The organism is Clostridium sp. SGI.024, from assembly GCF_050315195.1.
Lineage (GTDB): Bacteria > Bacillota > Clostridia > Clostridiales > Clostridiaceae > Clostridium.
Map to the genome: position 1 here is coordinate 16,781 of NZ_JBNPON010000004.1, position 17,150 is coordinate 33,930.

At 26.0% G+C, this 17,150-nt stretch carries 22 protein-coding genes; 3 read left to right on the forward strand and 19 right to left on the reverse strand.

Annotated features, from left to right (window positions below):
- Positions 1-3 precede the first annotated feature (3 nt).
- On the reverse strand, positions 4-1,176 hold the full coding sequence (locus ACQRD5_RS02095; RefSeq protein WP_291627132.1) for a D-alanyl-D-alanine carboxypeptidase family protein: 1,173 nt from the start codon (positions 1,174-1,176) through the stop codon (positions 4-6).
- Between the two features lie 351 nt (positions 1,177-1,527).
- Positions 1,528-1,653 carry a hypothetical protein gene (locus ACQRD5_RS02100; RefSeq protein ID WP_294363350.1) on the reverse strand — a complete coding sequence of 42 codons (126 nt, stop codon included), beginning with the start codon at positions 1,651-1,653 and terminating at the stop codon, positions 1,528-1,530.
- 1 nt (position 1,654) lies between these two features.
- Between ACQRD5_RS02100 and ACQRD5_RS02105 the strand changes: the two genes are divergently transcribed.
- Complete coding sequence (locus ACQRD5_RS02105) at positions 1,655-1,867, forward strand: hypothetical protein (protein WP_427746502.1); 213 nt, start codon at positions 1,655-1,657, stop codon at positions 1,865-1,867.
- Positions 1,864-2,331 carry a GerW family sporulation protein gene (gene ytfJ, locus ACQRD5_RS02110; protein WP_291627128.1) on the forward strand — a complete coding sequence of 156 codons (468 nt, stop codon included), beginning with the start codon at positions 1,864-1,866 and terminating at the stop codon, positions 2,329-2,331. The genes ACQRD5_RS02105 and ytfJ overlap by 4 nt, the downstream gene beginning before the upstream one ends.
- Before the next feature lie 37 nt (positions 2,332-2,368).
- Here ytfJ and scpB read toward each other — a convergent pair whose 3' ends face one another.
- From scpB to ACQRD5_RS02145, 7 genes are all read right to left on the reverse strand, one after another.
- Positions 2,369-2,977: an SMC-Scp complex subunit ScpB gene (gene scpB, locus ACQRD5_RS02115; protein WP_291627126.1), complete on the reverse strand. Its 609-nt coding sequence runs from the start codon at positions 2,975-2,977 to the stop codon at positions 2,369-2,371.
- Positions 2,970-3,716, reverse strand: a complete 747-nt coding sequence (locus ACQRD5_RS02120; RefSeq protein ID WP_291627124.1) for a segregation/condensation protein A — start codon at positions 3,714-3,716, stop codon at positions 2,970-2,972. Before ACQRD5_RS02120 ends, scpB begins: the two co-directional genes overlap by 8 nt.
- 109 nt (positions 3,717-3,825) lie before the next feature.
- Entirely contained in the window at positions 3,826-5,046 is a 1,221-nt protein-coding gene (locus ACQRD5_RS02125; protein WP_294363349.1) for a D-alanyl-D-alanine carboxypeptidase family protein, read from the reverse strand.
- Between the two features lie 85 nt (positions 5,047-5,131).
- On the reverse strand, positions 5,132-6,436 hold the full coding sequence (locus tag ACQRD5_RS02130) for a pyrimidine-nucleoside phosphorylase (RefSeq protein WP_291627120.1): 1,305 nt from the start codon (positions 6,434-6,436) through the stop codon (positions 5,132-5,134).
- Positions 6,437-6,925: 489 nt separating this feature from the next.
- A complete protein-coding gene (locus ACQRD5_RS02135) occupies positions 6,926-7,804 on the reverse strand; it encodes a tyrosine-type recombinase/integrase (protein ID WP_291627118.1) in 879 nt (292 codons plus the stop codon).
- A gap of 70 nt (positions 7,805-7,874) precedes the next feature.
- Complete coding sequence (gene spoIIM, locus ACQRD5_RS02140) at positions 7,875-8,510, reverse strand: stage II sporulation protein M (RefSeq protein ID WP_291627116.1); 636 nt, start codon at positions 8,508-8,510, stop codon at positions 7,875-7,877.
- A gap of 160 nt (positions 8,511-8,670) precedes the next feature.
- Positions 8,671-9,189 carry an NUDIX domain-containing protein gene (locus ACQRD5_RS02145; protein WP_291627114.1) on the reverse strand — a complete coding sequence of 173 codons (519 nt, stop codon included), beginning with the start codon at positions 9,187-9,189 and terminating at the stop codon, positions 8,671-8,673.
- Between the two features lie 311 nt (positions 9,190-9,500).
- On the opposite strand from ACQRD5_RS02145, the gene ACQRD5_RS02150 reads away from it, so the two are divergent.
- On the forward strand, positions 9,501-9,863 hold the full coding sequence (locus tag ACQRD5_RS02150; protein WP_291627113.1) for an IS3 family transposase: 363 nt from the start codon (positions 9,501-9,503) through the stop codon (positions 9,861-9,863).
- Here ACQRD5_RS02150 and ACQRD5_RS02155 read toward each other — a convergent pair.
- The 10 genes from ACQRD5_RS02155 to ACQRD5_RS02200 all read right to left on the reverse strand — a co-directional run bounded on the left by ACQRD5_RS02155 (position 9,856) and on the right by ACQRD5_RS02200 (position 17,124).
- Entirely contained in the window at positions 9,856-10,473 is a 618-nt protein-coding gene (locus ACQRD5_RS02155; RefSeq protein WP_291627111.1) for a DnaJ domain-containing protein, read from the reverse strand. The genes ACQRD5_RS02150 and ACQRD5_RS02155 overlap by 8 nt on opposite strands.
- A 52-nt stretch (positions 10,474-10,525) precedes the next feature.
- The gene (locus tag ACQRD5_RS02160; protein WP_291627109.1) at positions 10,526-10,852 is read right to left on the reverse strand and encodes a hypothetical protein; all 327 of its coding nucleotides are present in this window, start codon (positions 10,850-10,852) and stop codon (positions 10,526-10,528) included.
- Positions 10,849-11,007 (reverse strand): hypothetical protein, encoded by a 159-nt coding sequence (locus tag ACQRD5_RS02165; protein WP_294170262.1) that lies wholly within the window; start codon positions 11,005-11,007, stop codon positions 10,849-10,851. Before ACQRD5_RS02165 ends, ACQRD5_RS02160 begins: the two co-directional genes overlap by 4 nt.
- A 72-nt stretch (positions 11,008-11,079) precedes the next feature.
- Positions 11,080-11,217, reverse strand: coding sequence for an ATP-binding protein (locus tag ACQRD5_RS02170; protein WP_291627107.1), 138 nt, complete (start codon positions 11,215-11,217; stop codon positions 11,080-11,082).
- A 35-nt stretch (positions 11,218-11,252) separates the two neighbouring features.
- Entirely contained in the window at positions 11,253-11,534 is a 282-nt protein-coding gene (locus tag ACQRD5_RS02175) for a site-specific integrase (protein WP_291627105.1), read from the reverse strand.
- A gap of 172 nt (positions 11,535-11,706) precedes the next feature.
- Positions 11,707-12,516, reverse strand: a complete 810-nt coding sequence (gene spo0A, locus ACQRD5_RS02180; protein WP_427746488.1) for a sporulation transcription factor Spo0A — start codon at positions 12,514-12,516, stop codon at positions 11,707-11,709.
- Positions 12,517-12,743: 227 nt separating this feature from the next.
- Positions 12,744-13,928, reverse strand: coding sequence for a SpoIVB peptidase (gene spoIVB / locus ACQRD5_RS02185; RefSeq protein WP_291627100.1), 1,185 nt, complete (start codon positions 13,926-13,928; stop codon positions 12,744-12,746).
- 182 nt (positions 13,929-14,110) lie between these two features.
- A complete protein-coding gene (gene recN / locus ACQRD5_RS02190; protein ID WP_291627098.1) occupies positions 14,111-15,805 on the reverse strand; it encodes a DNA repair protein RecN in 1,695 nt (564 codons plus the stop codon).
- Positions 15,806-15,821: 16 nt separating this feature from the next.
- Positions 15,822-16,271 carry an arginine repressor gene (locus tag ACQRD5_RS02195; protein WP_291627096.1) on the reverse strand — a complete coding sequence of 150 codons (450 nt, stop codon included), beginning with the start codon at positions 16,269-16,271 and terminating at the stop codon, positions 15,822-15,824.
- Position 16,272: 1 nt separating this feature from the next.
- The gene (locus tag ACQRD5_RS02200; RefSeq protein ID WP_374044449.1) at positions 16,273-17,124 is read right to left on the reverse strand and encodes an NAD(+)/NADH kinase; all 852 of its coding nucleotides are present in this window, start codon (positions 17,122-17,124) and stop codon (positions 16,273-16,275) included.
- Positions 17,125-17,150 lie beyond the last annotated feature (26 nt).

Sequence of the window (17,150 nt, forward strand, 5' to 3'; positions counted from 1 at the left end):
TCTCTACTTTTCACCAAGTATTATTTTTTCTAATTCTTCTTTGTTAATATTTATGTTACTTATTAAAGGAAACTTATTTTTTTCTTTACCTGTATCTTTCACAGATATTTTTCCTAGTATATTTCCTACTTCTATATCTAATATTGGCTTAAAAACTTCTACTTCTACAATATCACTTTCTTTATAACCATAACTTAGATCTTCTTCATTTATTATTTTTCCTAAACCTGCAAGTTTTTCTTCCTGTAATATTGTTTTATTATTTTTATTAATAAACTCATTACTTTTCACTACATAATTATATATTTTTTCAGTAACATTCCATCTATCTACACAGTTCAATACAACTATAATTATATTTTTTCCATTATGATTAATAGATGAAACCAAACATTTACCTGCACCACCTGTGTATCCAGTCTTTACACCATTGGCTTCAGGAATCTTATATAATATTTTATTAATATTTTGATAGTCTCTAGTAAAATTATATTTATCTTTATATATAACTTTTTCTCCTACACATTCCCTAAAAACACTATATTCCATTGCTTTTGATGTTAAAATAGCTAAATCATATGCTGATGAATAATGTTTAGAGCTATCTAATCCATGAGGAGATTCAAAATGAGAATCTATTATTCCTACATTTTTAGCAAAGTCATTCATAATATTAGAAAATCCTTCTATTGATCCTCCTATATCTTCTGCAATAGCTATAGCTGCATCATTACCTGATCTAAACATCAAACCGAATAGTAATTCCCTCATTGTTATTTCTTCACCAGCTGAATATCCTACTGTTGAGCCCCTAATAGATGAAGCATTCTTACTTATGATTACTTTTCTATCTAAATCACCATAATTAATTGCTATAAGAGCTGTTAAAATCTTAGTAGTACTAGCCATAGGTACTATTTCATAGGCATTTTGATTCCACAATACTTGATTACTTTCAGCATCTATTGCTATAGCATTTCTAGCAGAGACTTTTAATGGAATACTAATATTAACTTCATCTAAGGATATATCTATAGAATCTTCTTCAAGTATATCAATTGATTCATAGTCATTATCAATATTATCATCAGTCATAGCTTTAACTGAATATATATTACATGTAAATGTCAATAATACTAATAAAATAGTTATTAGAACATTTTTTATATTTTTCATATTATCACCTTCTATACTAACCATCTAAAAATAGTTTGTTCTAAAAGATAATTTTTAAACATAATTTTAAAATTTTCTTATTATATAAATTTTAAAAATTTCTTGAAAGGATTTAGTAATGAAATTATTTGCTATACTTATTATTATTTTTATACTATTATTTTTACCTTTACCTATTAAAATAAACTTAGAATACTTGAATAAGAATTTAATTATAAAACTATACAAATATACAGTCTTTTCTTCCAAAAATGGAGTTGAAAATAAGTATTTAAAAAAGTTTATAAAAAACGAAAAGAAAAGGAAAGATACTATAGAAAAATCAAAAAGAAAATATATAAAAAAACTTTCTTATAAGAAGTTATATAGAAATATTTCTACAAATAAATTAAAACCTAAAATTAAAATAAATGTATCACTTGTATATGGCATTGATGATGCAGCTTTTTCTGCAATATTATACGGACTTCTATGCAATATACCTACTTTACTTTATTTGCTATTAAATATTATTTTTAAGGTCAAGAAACTTTCACTTGATATTGAGCCTAAATTTAATAAAACTTTATTAACTTTTGGAATAACTAGTATATTTTACTTTAATATTGCCAATATTATATATATATTATTTTTATTATTTAAAAGTAAAGAAATTAAGGAGGTGGCTCCCAATCTAGGGAGAGATATATGACAAATGTGCATCCTGTTGAAAGCTTAATGAAAAGTACTATGGAAAACTTAAAAGAAATGATAGATGTCAATACTGTAATAGGTGATGCAGTAGAAACCAAAGACGGTAGCTATATAATTCCAATATCAAAAGTAACCTTTGGATTTGCTTCTGGTGGAAGTGAATTTGGAAATGTATGCATAGGTCCTGGGGATAATATGTCAAGTCATCCATTTGGAGGTGGGTCTGGTGCTGGAATTACTGTTAAGCCCGTAGCTTTTTTAGTTTTAAGAAAGGACGTTGTAAGGTTATTACCAGTAGAACAAAATAATACATATGATAGAATAGTAGATTCTATACCTCAAATAATAGATATTGTAAAAGGTTTTTTTAATGAGGATAAATGTAATAAAAATAAATTTGAAGAAGATCGCCCTATTAATAATTGTGATAATAGCGATTCTTCTTCAAGTAACTTGCATTAATTTATATAAGATATATTTTAGAATACTAAAATATATCTTATATCTCTTTTATAATTTCATGCATATTTTCTATAATATCATTTTCTTTATCATCATATAAATCTAATGAAGGCAATTCATTTAATTCTTTTAATCCAAATTGTCTTAAAAATTCATCAGTTGTTCCAAATAAAATTGGTCTTCCTGGAACTTCTAATCTACCTACCTCTTTTATTAAATCTTTTTCTAACAACCTCTGTAATGCACTTTCAGATTTTACTCCTCTTATTTCATCTATATCTACTCTTGTGATTGGTTGCTTATAAGCTATTATTGCTAAGCTTTCTAAAGAGGCTTGAGATAAAGATTGTCTCTTATTTTTTCTTAATAACTTTTGAATATAATCGCTATTTTCAGCCTTAGTTACTAATTGAAATTCTCCATTTATAGAAATTAATTTTATACCTCTTTTTTCTTCTTCATATTCGTTCTGCATTTCATCTAATATACATTTAACCATTTTAGTTGAAATTTCTAATGTGTTACTTAAATCTCTTATAGTTAATGGTTCTCCACTAACAAATAGAAGGGATTCAATTGAAGATTTTATCTTGGGTTTTGAAGATATTTCTTCAAACTCATATTGTGCTACATCTATATTATTCATTTCCTATTCTCCTTTCCATTAAGATATCATCAAAATTATTATCCTGGTATACCTTAACAATTCTAAGCTTTATTAGTTCTAACAATGCTAAGAAAGTTACAACTGCTTCTAGCTTACATTCACTTTCTCTTATTATATCTCTAAATTTAATTATTTTATTCTTGTTAAATTTTGTAATCAAGTCATTCATCTTATCTTCAACTTTATACTTATCAACATATATTTTTCTTTGAATTACATTTTCTTTATTTTGCTTCTTAAGATAATTATCGATTAATTTATTGTATATATTATATAACTCTAGTAGAGTTATATTCTTAAGTATATCTTCTTCCTTGATTCCTATATTTTTTTCTTCTATTATTTCAGGCTTTTTTGTATATATATCACCTGAGTTAATAAACTTATCCTTTAAGAATACTGCTGCTCCCTTTATCTTTTTATATTCTATAAGTCTATTCATAAGATTTTTTTCTAAATCTTCTTCACTTTCTTCATTATTTTTTATAACTGGTAAAAGCTTTTTAGATTTAATTTCAATCAAAGTTGCAGCTACAACTATAAATTCAGAAGTTATATCAAGATCTATTATCTTCATATCATCTAAATATTTTAAATACTGATTAGTTATCTTATATATTTCAATATTATATATATCCATTTCATTTTTCTTAATTAAATGTAACAATAAATCAAATGGTCCCTCGAAATTTGCTACTTTAATTCTTGGCATTTCCATATTACTCATCCGCCTTTAATATTCTATTTCCTTAGAATATAATATCAAGTTTATTTGTAAAGAACAACCTTTTTACAATAAGAAAAAGGGATCCCATATAGAATCCCTTTTATATTCCTTTTCTAAACATATTTTTCATATTAAATTTAAAGTTTTCAAAAATACCACCTATATTAACATCTCTATCAGAATATAAATCCACTTCTCCGATTTTATTTTCTCCAGAGTAAGCCTGACATTTTCCTATTATTTCTCCCTCTTTATATTCTTTTTTAATATCATTTATTACTATTTTTTTCTCTATTTCATTATTATCACCTTTTGGAATAATAGCAATTAAATCATCTTTTGCTTTGGCAGTAAAGAATTTGTCAGTATTTTTACTTAAATAGATATTTTCAACCTCTTCATCTTTTACTAATATCTTTTTACCTTCAAATTTAGAAAAGCCATAATTTAGTAACATTCCTGCATCTCTATTTCTTATTTTATAAGTCGGTGCTCCCATAATTACTGAAAGCATTCTCACTCCATTTCTAGTAGCCGTAGTAGAAATACAATACTTAGCTTCTGATGTATATCCAGTTTTTAAACCATCACAACCTTCAAAAAACCTTACTAGTTTATTGTGGTTAACTAATTCTATTGGAGATAATCTTCCTTCAGAAATTGTTTCCATATATGTACCTGTATATTTTAGTATGGTTGGATGTTTAAGAAGCTCTAAGGACATTATTGAAATATCTCTAGCTGTTGATAAATGTCCTTCCTTTGGTAGTCCGTTACAATTTTTAAAAGTCGTATTATTCATTCCAAGCTCTTGAGCTCTTTTGTTCATTAATTCTACAAATGCATCTTCTGTTCCACTCAAATACTCTGCTAAAGCAACTGCAGCATCATTACCTGATGCAATAGCAACTCCCTTTAATAATTCTTCGACTGTTCTAACTTCTCCAGTATCAAGAAGCATTGTGCTTCCACCCATTTTTTTTGCATTTTCACTACATGTTACTTTATCATTAAGAGTAATTTTATTACTGTCTACTGCCTCCATAGTCAATAGCATTGTCATTATTTTTGTTACAGATGCTGGAGCAAATTTTTCATCTGGATTTTTTTCATATAATATTTTAGCAGAAATAGGCTCGATTAATAATGCAGATTTAGCATCTACATTTATACCTTCTTCGGCAAAAGTTTCCGTACTCCATTCTTTATATGTTTCAACTTCATTTTTATTTGGCAAAGCTAAAGCATTAACTGGTACAAGATTTAAAATTAATAAACTTAAAGAAAGTAAAATCCTCTTTTTCATATTGTTTTTATTCATTTTATTTCCTCCTTTCAAGCTTATTATTACCAATAAAAATAAAAATATGATAAAAAGAATAAATCTTCTTATCATATTTTTATTTTTAACTTACAACATCATATATTAAAGGTATTCTTTTTTTACTTTTCTCACTAACAATTATGTTCTTTAAAATATTATTTTTAGCCTTTTCTATATTATCTTTATCATTACTATGAATATATGCTAGTATATCTCCAGCTTTTACTTCATCATCTCTCTTTTTATTGAGTACTATTCCTACAGCCAAATCTATTTCACTTTCTTTAGTTTCTCTACCAGCGCCTAATTCCATAGCAATTAATCCAAATGCTTCAGCATTAATCTTAGTAATTATACCGCTATTAACCGCTCTAACTTCTTCAATATATTTAGCCTTAGGTAATTTATCAGTATCATCTATAAATGATGGGTCTCCCCCTTGCGCCTTAACAAATTCCTTTAATTTTTCTATTCCTTTACCATTATTTATATTTTCTAATAATAAAGCTTTTCCTTCTTCAAAAGTCTTTGCTTTATTTCCACATATAAGCATATAACTTCCTAAAGTTAATGTTAATTCTAATAAATCCTTTGGTCCATTTCCTTTTAATAAGTCTATAGCTTCTTTTACTTCTAATGCATTCCCAATAGCATATCCTAAAGGTTGATCCATATCAGATATAACTCCTATGGTTTTTCTTCCAACTGATGTACCTATATCAACCATTTCCTTTGCAAGAGCTTTTGCATCTTCAGGAGTTTTCATAAATGCTCCATCTCCCACTTTTACATCTAAAACTATAGCATCAGCACCTGAAGCTATTTTTTTACTCATAATACTTGAAGCTATTAGCGACATGTTATCTACAGTTGCCGTAACATCTCTTAAGGCATATAACTTTTTATCAGCAGGTGCAATATTCCCTGTTTGTCCTGTTATTGCTATTCCAATTTTATTAGAATTATTAATAAATTCATCTTCTGTAAGCTCTACAGAAAAGCCATCAAAAGATTCTAATTTATCAATAGTTCCACCAGTATGTCCTAAGCCTCTTCCTGACATCTTTGATACTGGAACTCCTAATGATGCAACTAAAGGTGTAAGACATATACTAGTCTTATCCCCTACACCTCCTGTTGAATGTTTGTCAACCTTTACTCCATTGATTGAAGATAAATCTATTACATCCCCTGAATTAACCATAGCCATAGTTAAGTCAGCGGTTTCCTTTTTTGTCATCTTATTAAAAAATATTGCCATAAGTAGTGCAGATGCTTGATAATCAGGAATTTCTCCTTTTGTAAAACCTTGCACGAAAAAATCAATTTCTTCTTTAGTCAATTCTAAACCTTTTCTTTTTTTTAGTATTATGTCATACATTCTCATTAGATTATGTCCTCCTATTATCTAATTAGTTATTAAAAAAGCTTTTTCATAAATATAATTTTCTATATTAAAATATTATAAGATAGTCTTACTTATATCTGTAAAACTATCTTTACTTAACATAAAATAGTATTATTTTATTACAATATTCTAATACAGAAATATACCTTCTCTAATTATTAGCTTTTTATATTAAATCAAAGTTTGATTAAATTATTAAATTACTTATTTATTATATATCTCATCTCTTCTTTCTACAATAGCTACTTTTCTACTCTACTTTAAATACTCAATCTTAAATTTGAGAATAAAATTAAAATTTATTTAAATAACTACTGATAAATTTTTCTAATAAAATAAATATTACATGTCCATATTTAGGTTTTTAATAAAATATCATTAGAAACATTACTTTAAATATTAAAAATTACACTATAAATATACATATCTATACTTAATAAATACTTATTCAATAAATTTATAATATTATTATGCTCTTGGATGAGAGTTTTTATAAACTATATTTATTTTATCATTATTTATTATTTCATAATATGTGTCCATATAAGTTAAGACTTGATTGCCTAAAAGTTTTTGCACAGCCCTTACATTTGCACCATTTTGTAATAAATGAACAGCAAATGAATGTCTAAAAGTATTTAAATTTACATCCTTTTTTATTCCAGCCTTATGAGAATACTCTTTTACTATTCTCCAAACTCCTTGTCTTGTTAATTGATTTCCATTTAAATTAACAAATAGATTTTCTACTCCTTCACAGGCAACTCTATCTCTTATATTAAAATACTCTTTTAATGCTTCTACTGCACTTCTTCCTATTGGTATCAATCTTTCAAAGTGCTTATTATCTATACATTTCACAAAATTTAATTCTAAATTAACATCAAAAACTTTAATATTAATCATTTCAGAAACTTTCATTCCTGTTGCATACATAAGTTCTAGCAAAGCATTATCTCTTATACCCTTATTAGAATCCTTATCTACAATTCTAATTATTCTGTCTACTTCATCAATAGTCAAAATTTCAGGTAGCTTTCTTGTTGTTGAAGTATTTTTATAATAAATTTTAGGAATTTCTCTAACTACTTCTTGATCTTTTAAATAATTATAAAAGCTTCTTAAGCTTATCACTATTCTATTAATTGATCTTTCTGATTTCCCTTGACTAAGTAAATGTTGAATGTAACCTAGCACTGATACATTATCAGTTTCATCTATATTAATTTCCTTACTATTTAAATATTTAACATATAAATTAACATCAGTTACATAAGCATAAACAGTATTTTCACTTTTATGACTTTTTAATAAAGCTTCCTTATAATTATTAACAATTTCTTTCATAATAATCCCCTATCCTAATATATTATTTATTCGACAAAAATTTCTTAATCCCTTCTTTATTTTCATTGGCTTAAGTTAATTTATAAACATTCGTAACTACTAATCTTATTAATCCTGGACTTATATAGCACTCAATTAAAACTCCTACTATAAATAATATAAAAAAGAAGGATAATTTCATAAATAATTCACTATACATATTCTTATTAAACCTTGCTCCACCAAAAAACTTTTGTTTAATTTTAGCTGAGGATAATTCTAATGAAATTATACTTATCCCCACAAAAAAAGGTATATAAAGTAAATTTTGTGGTACAGTTGAAACTAATGCTATCCAAATACCTTTTCCTTCGAAAGTAGTTAATAAAAAACTAAAGGTGTATCCTAAAGTAAATCCCTTTATTAAATCAATAATTAAAATCAAAGGAGCCCCAAAAATTGTAAATCCAAGCGCTATTATAAGTACTACAGTTAATATGTTATTTTTAATTATACTAAGAAGTAATTCATGAGTTTTAATTTCTTGATTAGTAATACTTTTAACAAATCCTGTAAAATAATCAGATAAATCCTTCCCATCTACTCCATCCATATATTTTATGGTATATGCACCTAGTAATATTCCAACAAAGAAAAATGTTAATACCAATAAATAGAATATTTTATTTTCTTTAAAGTTAGAGTTCATTTTTTCAATCATATTCATAAATACTCCTCCTAATAAGTTGCTATAAAACATACTATGATAATTAATCCTTTATTATTCATAATTGAATATATGTAAATAAAAAAAGTATTTTAAATATAATTAAAAAGCTATGTTATACTGATTAAAAATCAATTTAACATAGCTTTTTATAATAAGTTTATAAATAAGTGAAAATACTTATTGTTTTTCCATCAATTATGTCACCTTTTTTTATCATTTCTCTTACTTTTTTGATATTCATTATTTTTACATTAGTAAATTCATCTTCATCTTCATTTTTCTCACCTAAAGTGAGATCAGTTGCTTTATATAAGTGTATTATTTCATCACAAAATCCTGGTGCCGTTGCAATACTTCCTAAATACTCTAGATTCTTTGCTATATATCCTGTTTCCTCTTGCAATTCTCTTCTTGCACATTCTATTGCTTCCTCATTTTTATTTAGTTTTCCAGCTGGAATTTCTAACATAGTTCTATTTAAAGCTAATCTAAATTGCTCAACTAAAATTATATTTTCTTCGTCTAAAAATGCAATTATTGCTGTTGCTCCTGGATGCTTAACCACATCTCTAGAAACACTATTTCCATCTGGCAATGTTACTTCTATATTTACTATATCTAAAAAACTTCCTTTGTATATTAATTTTTCATTTATTATTTTTTCTTGTAAATTCATATTCTTTTCCTTTCATCTATAATATATTATTTAAATTACTGTAATAATAAAATTCTATACTAAATATTATAATACATTTTCCTAATAACTGTAATTATTGTTTATAAATCTATATTGGTGTTAGTATAAAGTAGTGGACACATTAAGTCGAACTAAGTAAAATTATTTTTAGTTAAAAAAGGCTATGTCCATTATTGGTAAAAGCAAAAGAGATGATCAAGATTATAAGAACATGAAAGTTGATTTATATAAATCAGGAATGAGCTTAGCTGAGTAGCGAATATAGCATTAAAAAAACTTGATATTAAACTATGTGTACCGTTCTAGGCGTAACCAGAAGTACATATTATAAATCTAAAGCTAAAACTAAATCATTAAGAGAGCTAGAAAATGAGGAATTAAGTTTAGCTATTAAAAGAATATATAAAGAGCATAAAGGTCTATATATAGCTCCTAGAATTAATCATATATTGAAAAAAGAAAGCTTTAATGTCTCTTTAAAAAGAGTTCAAAGACGAATGACAGAACTCAACCTTTATGCAATAACTGTAAAAACATACAAACCTAATTCAAATAAAAAGGTATCAGAAGGATTAGAAAACGTTTTAAAAAGAGATTTTACAACTTCGGTAAAAGAATTATTCATTAATGTCTACCTCTATCTTTCTAATTAATCTTTTTTAATAATATATCTTTAGCTTCGACTAGTTGTTTAAATTTATCTTCATTACCAGTATTCATATCGGGATGATACTTTTTACTGAGTGCCTTATATCCTGCTATTATGATTTCATTCATCATATCTGTATATTCTGAATTTACTTCGTTATCTTTTTCCATATGTTTACGTTTCTCTTCATTAAACTCTATATCCCTAGCAACAAATACATCGAAATTATCTAATACCTTTTTTAAAATAAAGCTACGCTCTTTCTCAGCTGTTTTATCTTCTATCTTATAGAAAATATAATCAATAATATATTTTTCCAGACTCTCTTTACTATAAACTCTGCGTTTTATATCTATAAACATATAGTTTTTTATTTCACACATATACTCTTTTATATCATTTCTAATTAAGTAAATCTTATATTTAAGTTTGGGTATCTCATAATAAAATTCATGAATTTCTTCAAATTCTACTTTTAAGTTAATATCATCAGTTAGTGAACTCAACTTTTCTCTTTGTTTAAGTTTTAATTCTTTTTCCATTTTCTTGATTTTTTCAATTAATTCATCTTCTTCTTTTTTTAACTTCTCGTATGTTTTATTGTTTTTCATCATAATACACCTCTTAAATCTAAGTACCAACTTACCAAGCTGATACTTATATTGTTCATCTAAATAGTTCTCTAAAATTCTTATGCAACCTTCTAAGCAACTTTCTTCTTATAGAGCTTTCACTCTTAGAACTTGTATTGTATACAATTGCTCTTTTAGTTATCATTTGAATATTTTTATCACTAACTTTCATTTTATATATAATATTATCTATTTCTTGAACTAATAAAATCTCTATGTTTTTAAATTTTTCTTTTTCATAATCTGTCAAATCTTTAGCATTGCTTTCTCTTGTTGCATCATCCCCTTCATTAACATTGAATATTATTTTGTCAAGTTGTTCTTTATTTGCTTTTCCTTTAACTTTGCAATAATCTTTCATATATAATTTAATATTTGTTCTAAAGCCACAAACCTTAAAGAAGTAGTGGCTCTAAGTAACATCATACCTGCTGTGGTATCTTTATCAAATAAGCTATCATCTAGTAATGCTTGTTCATAAAATATGGTGTATTTTATACATATGAAGGTAACCAAATTATCACTAAAAAGTCAACCATCAAAATATGGTAAAAATGTAAATTGATCAATTCAATTTTTTAGATTCTTTTAACCATTTTTTGTTTCTTTCATTCTGTAAGAATCTCCATTCATATCTACCATATATGATTTGTATGTAATTCTATCAGTCATTGCTACCGCCATGACTGGATTGGCAAAGACCTCCCCCCATCTATCAAAAGACAAGTTTGTTGTTATAATAGTTAGTTTTCCACCTGTTCTTATTGATAATGAGGATAATTAAGTTTTACCGCTCTATCATCTGATACATAACTATAATTTCCACGTTCTTTAGTAATCTTTAAATAGTAATCAACTTCCTCATAAGTAATATCTTTAATCCTGTTAATCATATATTCTTCTTTTAAATATTTAAAAAATAATTGTAAAGTTGATTCATAACTATTTAAAGTTTTTTTACTTAAATCTTTTAAAGTACAGTGCTCCATAAAATCTTCTAAATAGAATTCTAATGTTTTTGATTGTTTTAATAATTTTGCCATAAAAAAATACCTCCATTTTCTAATACATTTCTGTATTTGCCAATAGAAGTATTTTTAGATGTATACATAACCTACTTAGTAGGCTTAAAAACATATTAGTCGGCTTTTTAATATAAATTTGACAAAATATCAATTATATGTTCTCGCCCTATTTTACTAGCTTCAAGCATAATTAACTCACTTTATTTTTAAGTCTTAGCTTGTCAGCTATTATAGCTATAAATTCTGAATTAGTTGGTTTACCCTTTTCATTGTGGATTGTATATCCGAATAGCTTATTAATAGCATCTACTTGTCCTCTGCCCCAAGCAACTTCTATAGCATGTCTAATTGCTCTTTCAACTCTGGACGCAGTTGTATTATATTTTTTTGCTATTGAAGGATATAATTCTTTAGTTAAAGCAGATAATAGCTCCATATCATTAACTACCATAGTGATTGCCTCTCTTAAATACATATATCCCTTTATATGGGCAGGCACTCCTATTTCATGAATAATATTTGTTATTTCTGTTTCTAAGTCTATTGGTCCTTTTGCTACTTGTCTATTTTCAGTTTCTAATATTGTATTAGTTGGCTTTCTTACAATTTCATTAGAAGAACCATTAAATAATTCTCTAATTCTTTTTGTAAAAACATCCATATCAAAAGGTTTTACAACATAATAATCTGCACCAAGAGTTATAGCTTTTTGAGTTATTTTATCTTGACCTACCGCAGAAAGCACTATAATTCTAGGCATTTTTTCTAAATTCATAGAATTTAATTTTTCTAGGACTCCTAGACCATCTAAGTGTGGCATAATAATATCTAATACCACTAAGTCTGGTTGTTTCTCCTCAATTAATGCTAAAGCTTCCCTTCCATCTTTAGCAACAGCTGTAACTATTATGTCTCTTTGGTTTAATAAATAGTCATTCAATATACTGCAAAATTCTTTGTTATCATCAGCTATTAAAACTGAAATTTTAGAGTCATTCATACTTTTCTCCCCCATCTTCCCGTATACTCCACATTTAACGAGTAAATAATAGTTCTTTTCATTTTTATCTTTATAAATCTTCCATAAATATTATTTATAGACATTCTATTAAAATACTTTCGTTTTATAAAGGATTCTTAATCATTATAACACAAATTATTTAATTAAAATAGTTTTTTTACAATTTTTTCAAAATTTTATATTGAAAACTTTTAAACAATTTATATTTATTCTATTATCCCTGCATCCTTAAGCATCCACTCAATATATATTCCATATCCTATGTCTGGTTTATTAATTAAAACATGTGTAACTGCTCCTATTAATCTATCATCTTGTATTATTGGACTACCACTCATTCCTTGAACAATTCCACCTGTTTTTTCTAGTAATTCTTCATCAACAACTTTAATTACCATACTTTTAGCACCTGGTTCTTCTTGTGATAATAATTTAAGTATTTCTATATCATATGCTTTTGGACCATTTTCATCTATTGTAGTAATAATTTTCGCAGGTCCCTCTTTTATTTCACTTCTAAATCCTACTTTAATAGGTTTATTATATATATTATTAATTAAATCATCTGAACCCGCTCCAAAAATACCTGATTCAGTATTTTTATCTATTTTACCAATATTTTTTCTTTCATTTAAAAATAGCCCTTTCAATTCACCTGGTGACCCCTTTTCACCCTTCTTTATACTTATTATAGATGAATTAAGTAAATTACCTTCTTTTATATTAAAGGGTCTATTTGTATCACCATCAGTTATTGGATGCCCTAAAGCTCCAAATAAATTCGATTTTTTATCATAAAAAGTTAGTGTTCCTATTCCTGCTGTAGAATCTCTTACCCAAAGTCCCAATTTATATTCATCATTTTCCTTTTGTAGTTCTAATTCCTTTTTGTTATTAATACCATTTCTCATATATTCTATAGATATTTTATCTTCTTCTAAATTACCTATCTTTTGAGATAAATCTCTTGAATTTTCAATTTCTTCTCCATTTATTTTGGTAATTATATCCCCTAGTTCTATACCAGAAGCTTTAGCTGGACTTTCTATTTTACCTTCAACAGAATCTATATTTGAATGGCCAACTACTAAAACTCCTTTAGTTGATATTTTTATTCCAACATTTAATCCACCGGGGTAAACTTCTAAATCCTTTATTTTTGAAACTGAAATAGATTTAATTGGAATCAAACCTAAAAGCTTTAGTTCTAATTTATCCTTATTTATTTTACTATCTTTTATAAATATATTATTTGATACTTTTATGCTTTCAGCATTTTCATTGATATAAATTCTTTTTGGTATATTGAACAAATAAAAATAAGTAATTAAACTCAGAATAAACATTGGAGTTATCATCACAGCTATGTATTTGTATTTTTTGTTTTTCATATTCACTCCTCCTTTGCTTCTCTGTATTTAACTTTCCCTCATGTCCATTCTTATATGCTGTAGTAAGTTTGTTAAAAGCGTTAAAAATTTTAAATATATAACTAAAAAAAATAAAAAACTAAAATCATGGCAAATAACCATGATTTTAGTTTGTTCAAAATTATATTTACTTATGTATTTATTTATACACATTTTAATATTTCTTGCTTTTTTAATTCTGCAAAAGCTACCATCTCGGATGCATTTTCTAAAGTAACATCACTTACTTCATCTCCACTTGTCATCTTAGCGATTTCTTTAATTTTTTCGTATTTGTCTAGTGTTTTTATCTCAGTAAAAGTCTTTCCATCTTCTACCCTTTTAGATACAAAGTAATGACAATCTGATAAAGCTGCTATTTGAGGCAAATGAGTGATACATAATACTTGGTGTTTAGATGATACTTCAAACATTTTTTCCCCTACTCTCTTAGCAACAGTTCCACTTATTCCTGTATCTATTTCATCAAATATTAATGTTGGAATCGCATCCTTATCTACAAAAACACATTTCATAGCAAGCATTATTCTAGAAAGTTCTCCTCCAGAAACTACCTTTTCTAAAGCCTTTAAAGGTTCACCAGGGTTTGTAGAAATTAAAAAAGTAACTTCGTCAAATCCCCTAGAATTAAAAGTATCTGTATTTTCAATGTCTATTTTTATTATAGATTTTTCCATACCTATATAATTTAATTCATATTTAATATTATCTTCAAGAGTTATAGCATATTTTTTTCTTATGTCATGCATTACAACACATAACTCTTGCATTTCATCTTCTATCTTTAATTTTTTTAAATTCAATTCATTTATTATTTCTTCAGAATTAATTAACTCATCATACTGATTTTTTAATTTTTTTAAGTAGTTTAATATTTCTTCAACAGACTCACCATATTTTTTCTTATATAAACTAATTTCATAAATTCTAGAATTTATTTTTTCTAATTCAAATTCATCATATTGTATCTCAGAAGAAAGATCTCTTATTTCTCTAGAAATCTCTTCTAATATATAAAGTGAATCTTCTATCTTTTCTCTTTTTTCTTTAATTTTTTCAAAATGCTTTTCAATGCTTGTTAATTCATTTACTACTTTAGATAATCCTTCATTTACAGATATTCCTTCCATTGGATTATCTAATATTGAATAACTTTTCCTTAATGCTAATGATATTTTTTCAGCATTAGAAAGAAGATTAAACTCTTCTTTTAACTCCTCTTCTTCATTAACTTTTAGATTAGCCTTTTCTATATCATCAATTTGAAATTTTATATAATCAAGTAGTTTTTCTCTATCAGTATTTCCATTTAACTCTTTTATTTTTTCTACAATTAAACTTTGCTCTTTTCTTAAATCTTCATATTTATTTAAATAAGAATATATTTCTTCACCAATAAAGTCATCTAAATATTGTATGTGACATGATCTATTTAATAAATTTTGATTTTGATGTTGACCATGTATATCTAACAACTTTTCTCTTATTCTTTTCAAATAAGCTAAAACCACAGATTTTCCATTAATTTTAATTATACTTTTCCCTAATAAGGTTGTCTCTCTAGAAATAATTAATAACTCATCATCTATATCAAGTTCTTTTAATATATCTAATATATCAGGATTTTCTACAGAAAATACTGCTTCAACAAAAGTTTTATCTTCTCCATATCTTATTAAATCCTTTGAAAACTTTCCACCTAAAACATAATCTATAGTATCAATTAAAATAGATTTACCTGCTCCAGTTTCACCAGATAAAATATTGAATCCTTTTCCAAATTCAACACATAGCTCTCTAATTAACGCAAAATTTTTAATATTTAATTGTAATAACATAAATATCACCTTTTATTTATAAAATCATTTTTCTAACTCTATCAACTAATTCCTCAGCTTTATCTAAGCTTCTAGCTAAAATAAATATAGTATTATCTCCAGCTATTGTACCAGCAACTTCTGTATCAAATAATGTATCTATTGCCTCAGCTACAGCCATTGCTGAACCTGTTAAAGTTTTTACTACAACGAAATTATCTACATTTTCAACTGATATAGCAGCATTTGATAAGATGCTAGACAACTTATCATTAATATCCTTACTTTCTTTTGAAGAAACTACATATTTGTATGTTCCAGATAAACCTTGCATTTTTATTAATTTTAATATTTTTATATCTCTTGATACTGTTGCTTGAGTAACATCAAAGCCAGCTTTTTTTAGTTCTTCTGCTAACTCTTCTTGTGTTTCTATATCTTTTTCATTAATTATTTCCAGTATTTTATTATGCCTTCTTAATTTCAAATTAATCACCTTCACAATCTTTCCAATTATTTATAATTTTTGCCCTCAATACTTTAAAATAATCATAGTCATCAAATAAAATAATATTAGCATATTCTTTTGCTTTTTTTACTTTTACTATAGCTTCATCTTTATGGGTAATAGTACTTTGCCCATCAAAAATAATATTAATCTCATCATTATTACTTTTCACTCTTACTTCAATATTACTATTACTATTTAATACTATAGGTTGAACTCCAGTTGTATGGGCACAAATTGGAGTTAATGTAATTGCATCTACAGTTGGATAAACAAATGGACCTCCTGCTGAAAATGAATATGCTGTTGAACCTGTAGGAGTTGCAATAATAAGTCCATCTCCCTTATAATTATAGTATCTTTGACCGTCTATATATATATCAAAGCTTATCATTCGAGACATACTTCCTCTTGCAATTACTATATCATTTAGTGCTAGTGATTCATTAACTACTTGTTCTGAGGAAAAATCACAAGTTAATAACATTCTCTTTTGTGATGTATAATTTCTTTCTTTTAATTTTTTAAAAGCTTTATCTATATCAGAAAATTCCACACTTGATAAGAACCCTAAATTTCCAATATTTATACCTAGTATAGGTACATCTAGCTTTCCATTAATTCCCCTAGCAACACTTAATATTGTCCCATCTCCACCTAATACTATTATAAGATCTAATAAGTCTCTAAACTTATAATTAATTATATCATAACTATTTAGCATGATAATTTCTATATCTTCAAAATGCTTATTTAGCTTCTCTTTTACTTTTAAAGCCATTTCCATATTTTTATCTTTATCCAAATTAATTGCAATGGCAACTCTCTTCACAATCATGCCCCCTATAGCTTACTTAT

Bases quoted from the DNA above. Each gene is read 5' to 3' on its own strand.
- ACQRD5_RS02095 (WP_291627132.1), bottom strand. From the start codon at position 1,176: ATGAAAAATATAAAAAATGTTCTAATAACTATTTTATTAGTATTATTG.
- ytfJ (WP_291627128.1), top strand. From the start codon at position 1,864: ATGACAAATGTGCATCCTGTTGAAAGCTTAATGAAAAGTACTATGGAA.
- scpB (WP_291627126.1), bottom strand. From the start codon at position 2,977: ATGAATAATATAGATGTAGCACAATATGAGTTTGAAGAAATATCTTCA.
- ACQRD5_RS02120 (WP_291627124.1), bottom strand. From the start codon at position 3,716: ATGGAAATGCCAAGAATTAAAGTAGCAAATTTCGAGGGACCATTTGAT.
- ACQRD5_RS02125 (WP_294363349.1), bottom strand. From the start codon at position 5,046: ATGAATAAAAACAATATGAAAAAGAGGATTTTACTTTCTTTAAGTTTA.
- ACQRD5_RS02130 (WP_291627120.1), bottom strand. From the start codon at position 6,436: ATGAGAATGTATGACATAATACTAAAAAAAAGAAAAGGTTTAGAATTG.
- ACQRD5_RS02135 (WP_291627118.1), bottom strand. From the start codon at position 7,804: ATGAAAGAAATTGTTAATAATTATAAGGAAGCTTTATTAAAAAGTCAT.
- spoIIM (WP_291627116.1), bottom strand. From the start codon at position 8,510: ATGAATATGATTGAAAAAATGAACTCTAACTTTAAAGAAAATAAAATA.
- ACQRD5_RS02145 (WP_291627114.1), bottom strand. From the start codon at position 9,189: ATGAATTTACAAGAAAAAATAATAAATGAAAAATTAATATACAAAGGA.
- ACQRD5_RS02150 (WP_291627113.1), top strand. From the start codon at position 9,501: ATGTGTACCGTTCTAGGCGTAACCAGAAGTACATATTATAAATCTAAA.
- ACQRD5_RS02155 (WP_291627111.1), bottom strand. From the start codon at position 10,473: ATGATGAAAAACAATAAAACATACGAGAAGTTAAAAAAAGAAGAAGAT.
- ACQRD5_RS02160 (WP_291627109.1), bottom strand. From the start codon at position 10,852: ATGAAAGATTATTGCAAAGTTAAAGGAAAAGCAAATAAAGAACAACTT.
- ACQRD5_RS02175 (WP_291627105.1), bottom strand. From the start codon at position 11,534: ATGGCAAAATTATTAAAACAATCAAAAACATTAGAATTCTATTTAGAA.
- spo0A (WP_427746488.1), bottom strand. From the start codon at position 12,516: ATGAATGACTCTAAAATTTCAGTTTTAATAGCTGATGATAACAAAGAA.
- spoIVB (WP_291627100.1), bottom strand. From the start codon at position 13,928: ATGAAAAACAAAAAATACAAATACATAGCTGTGATGATAACTCCAATG.
- recN (WP_291627098.1), bottom strand. From the start codon at position 15,805: ATGTTATTACAATTAAATATTAAAAATTTTGCGTTAATTAGAGAGCTA.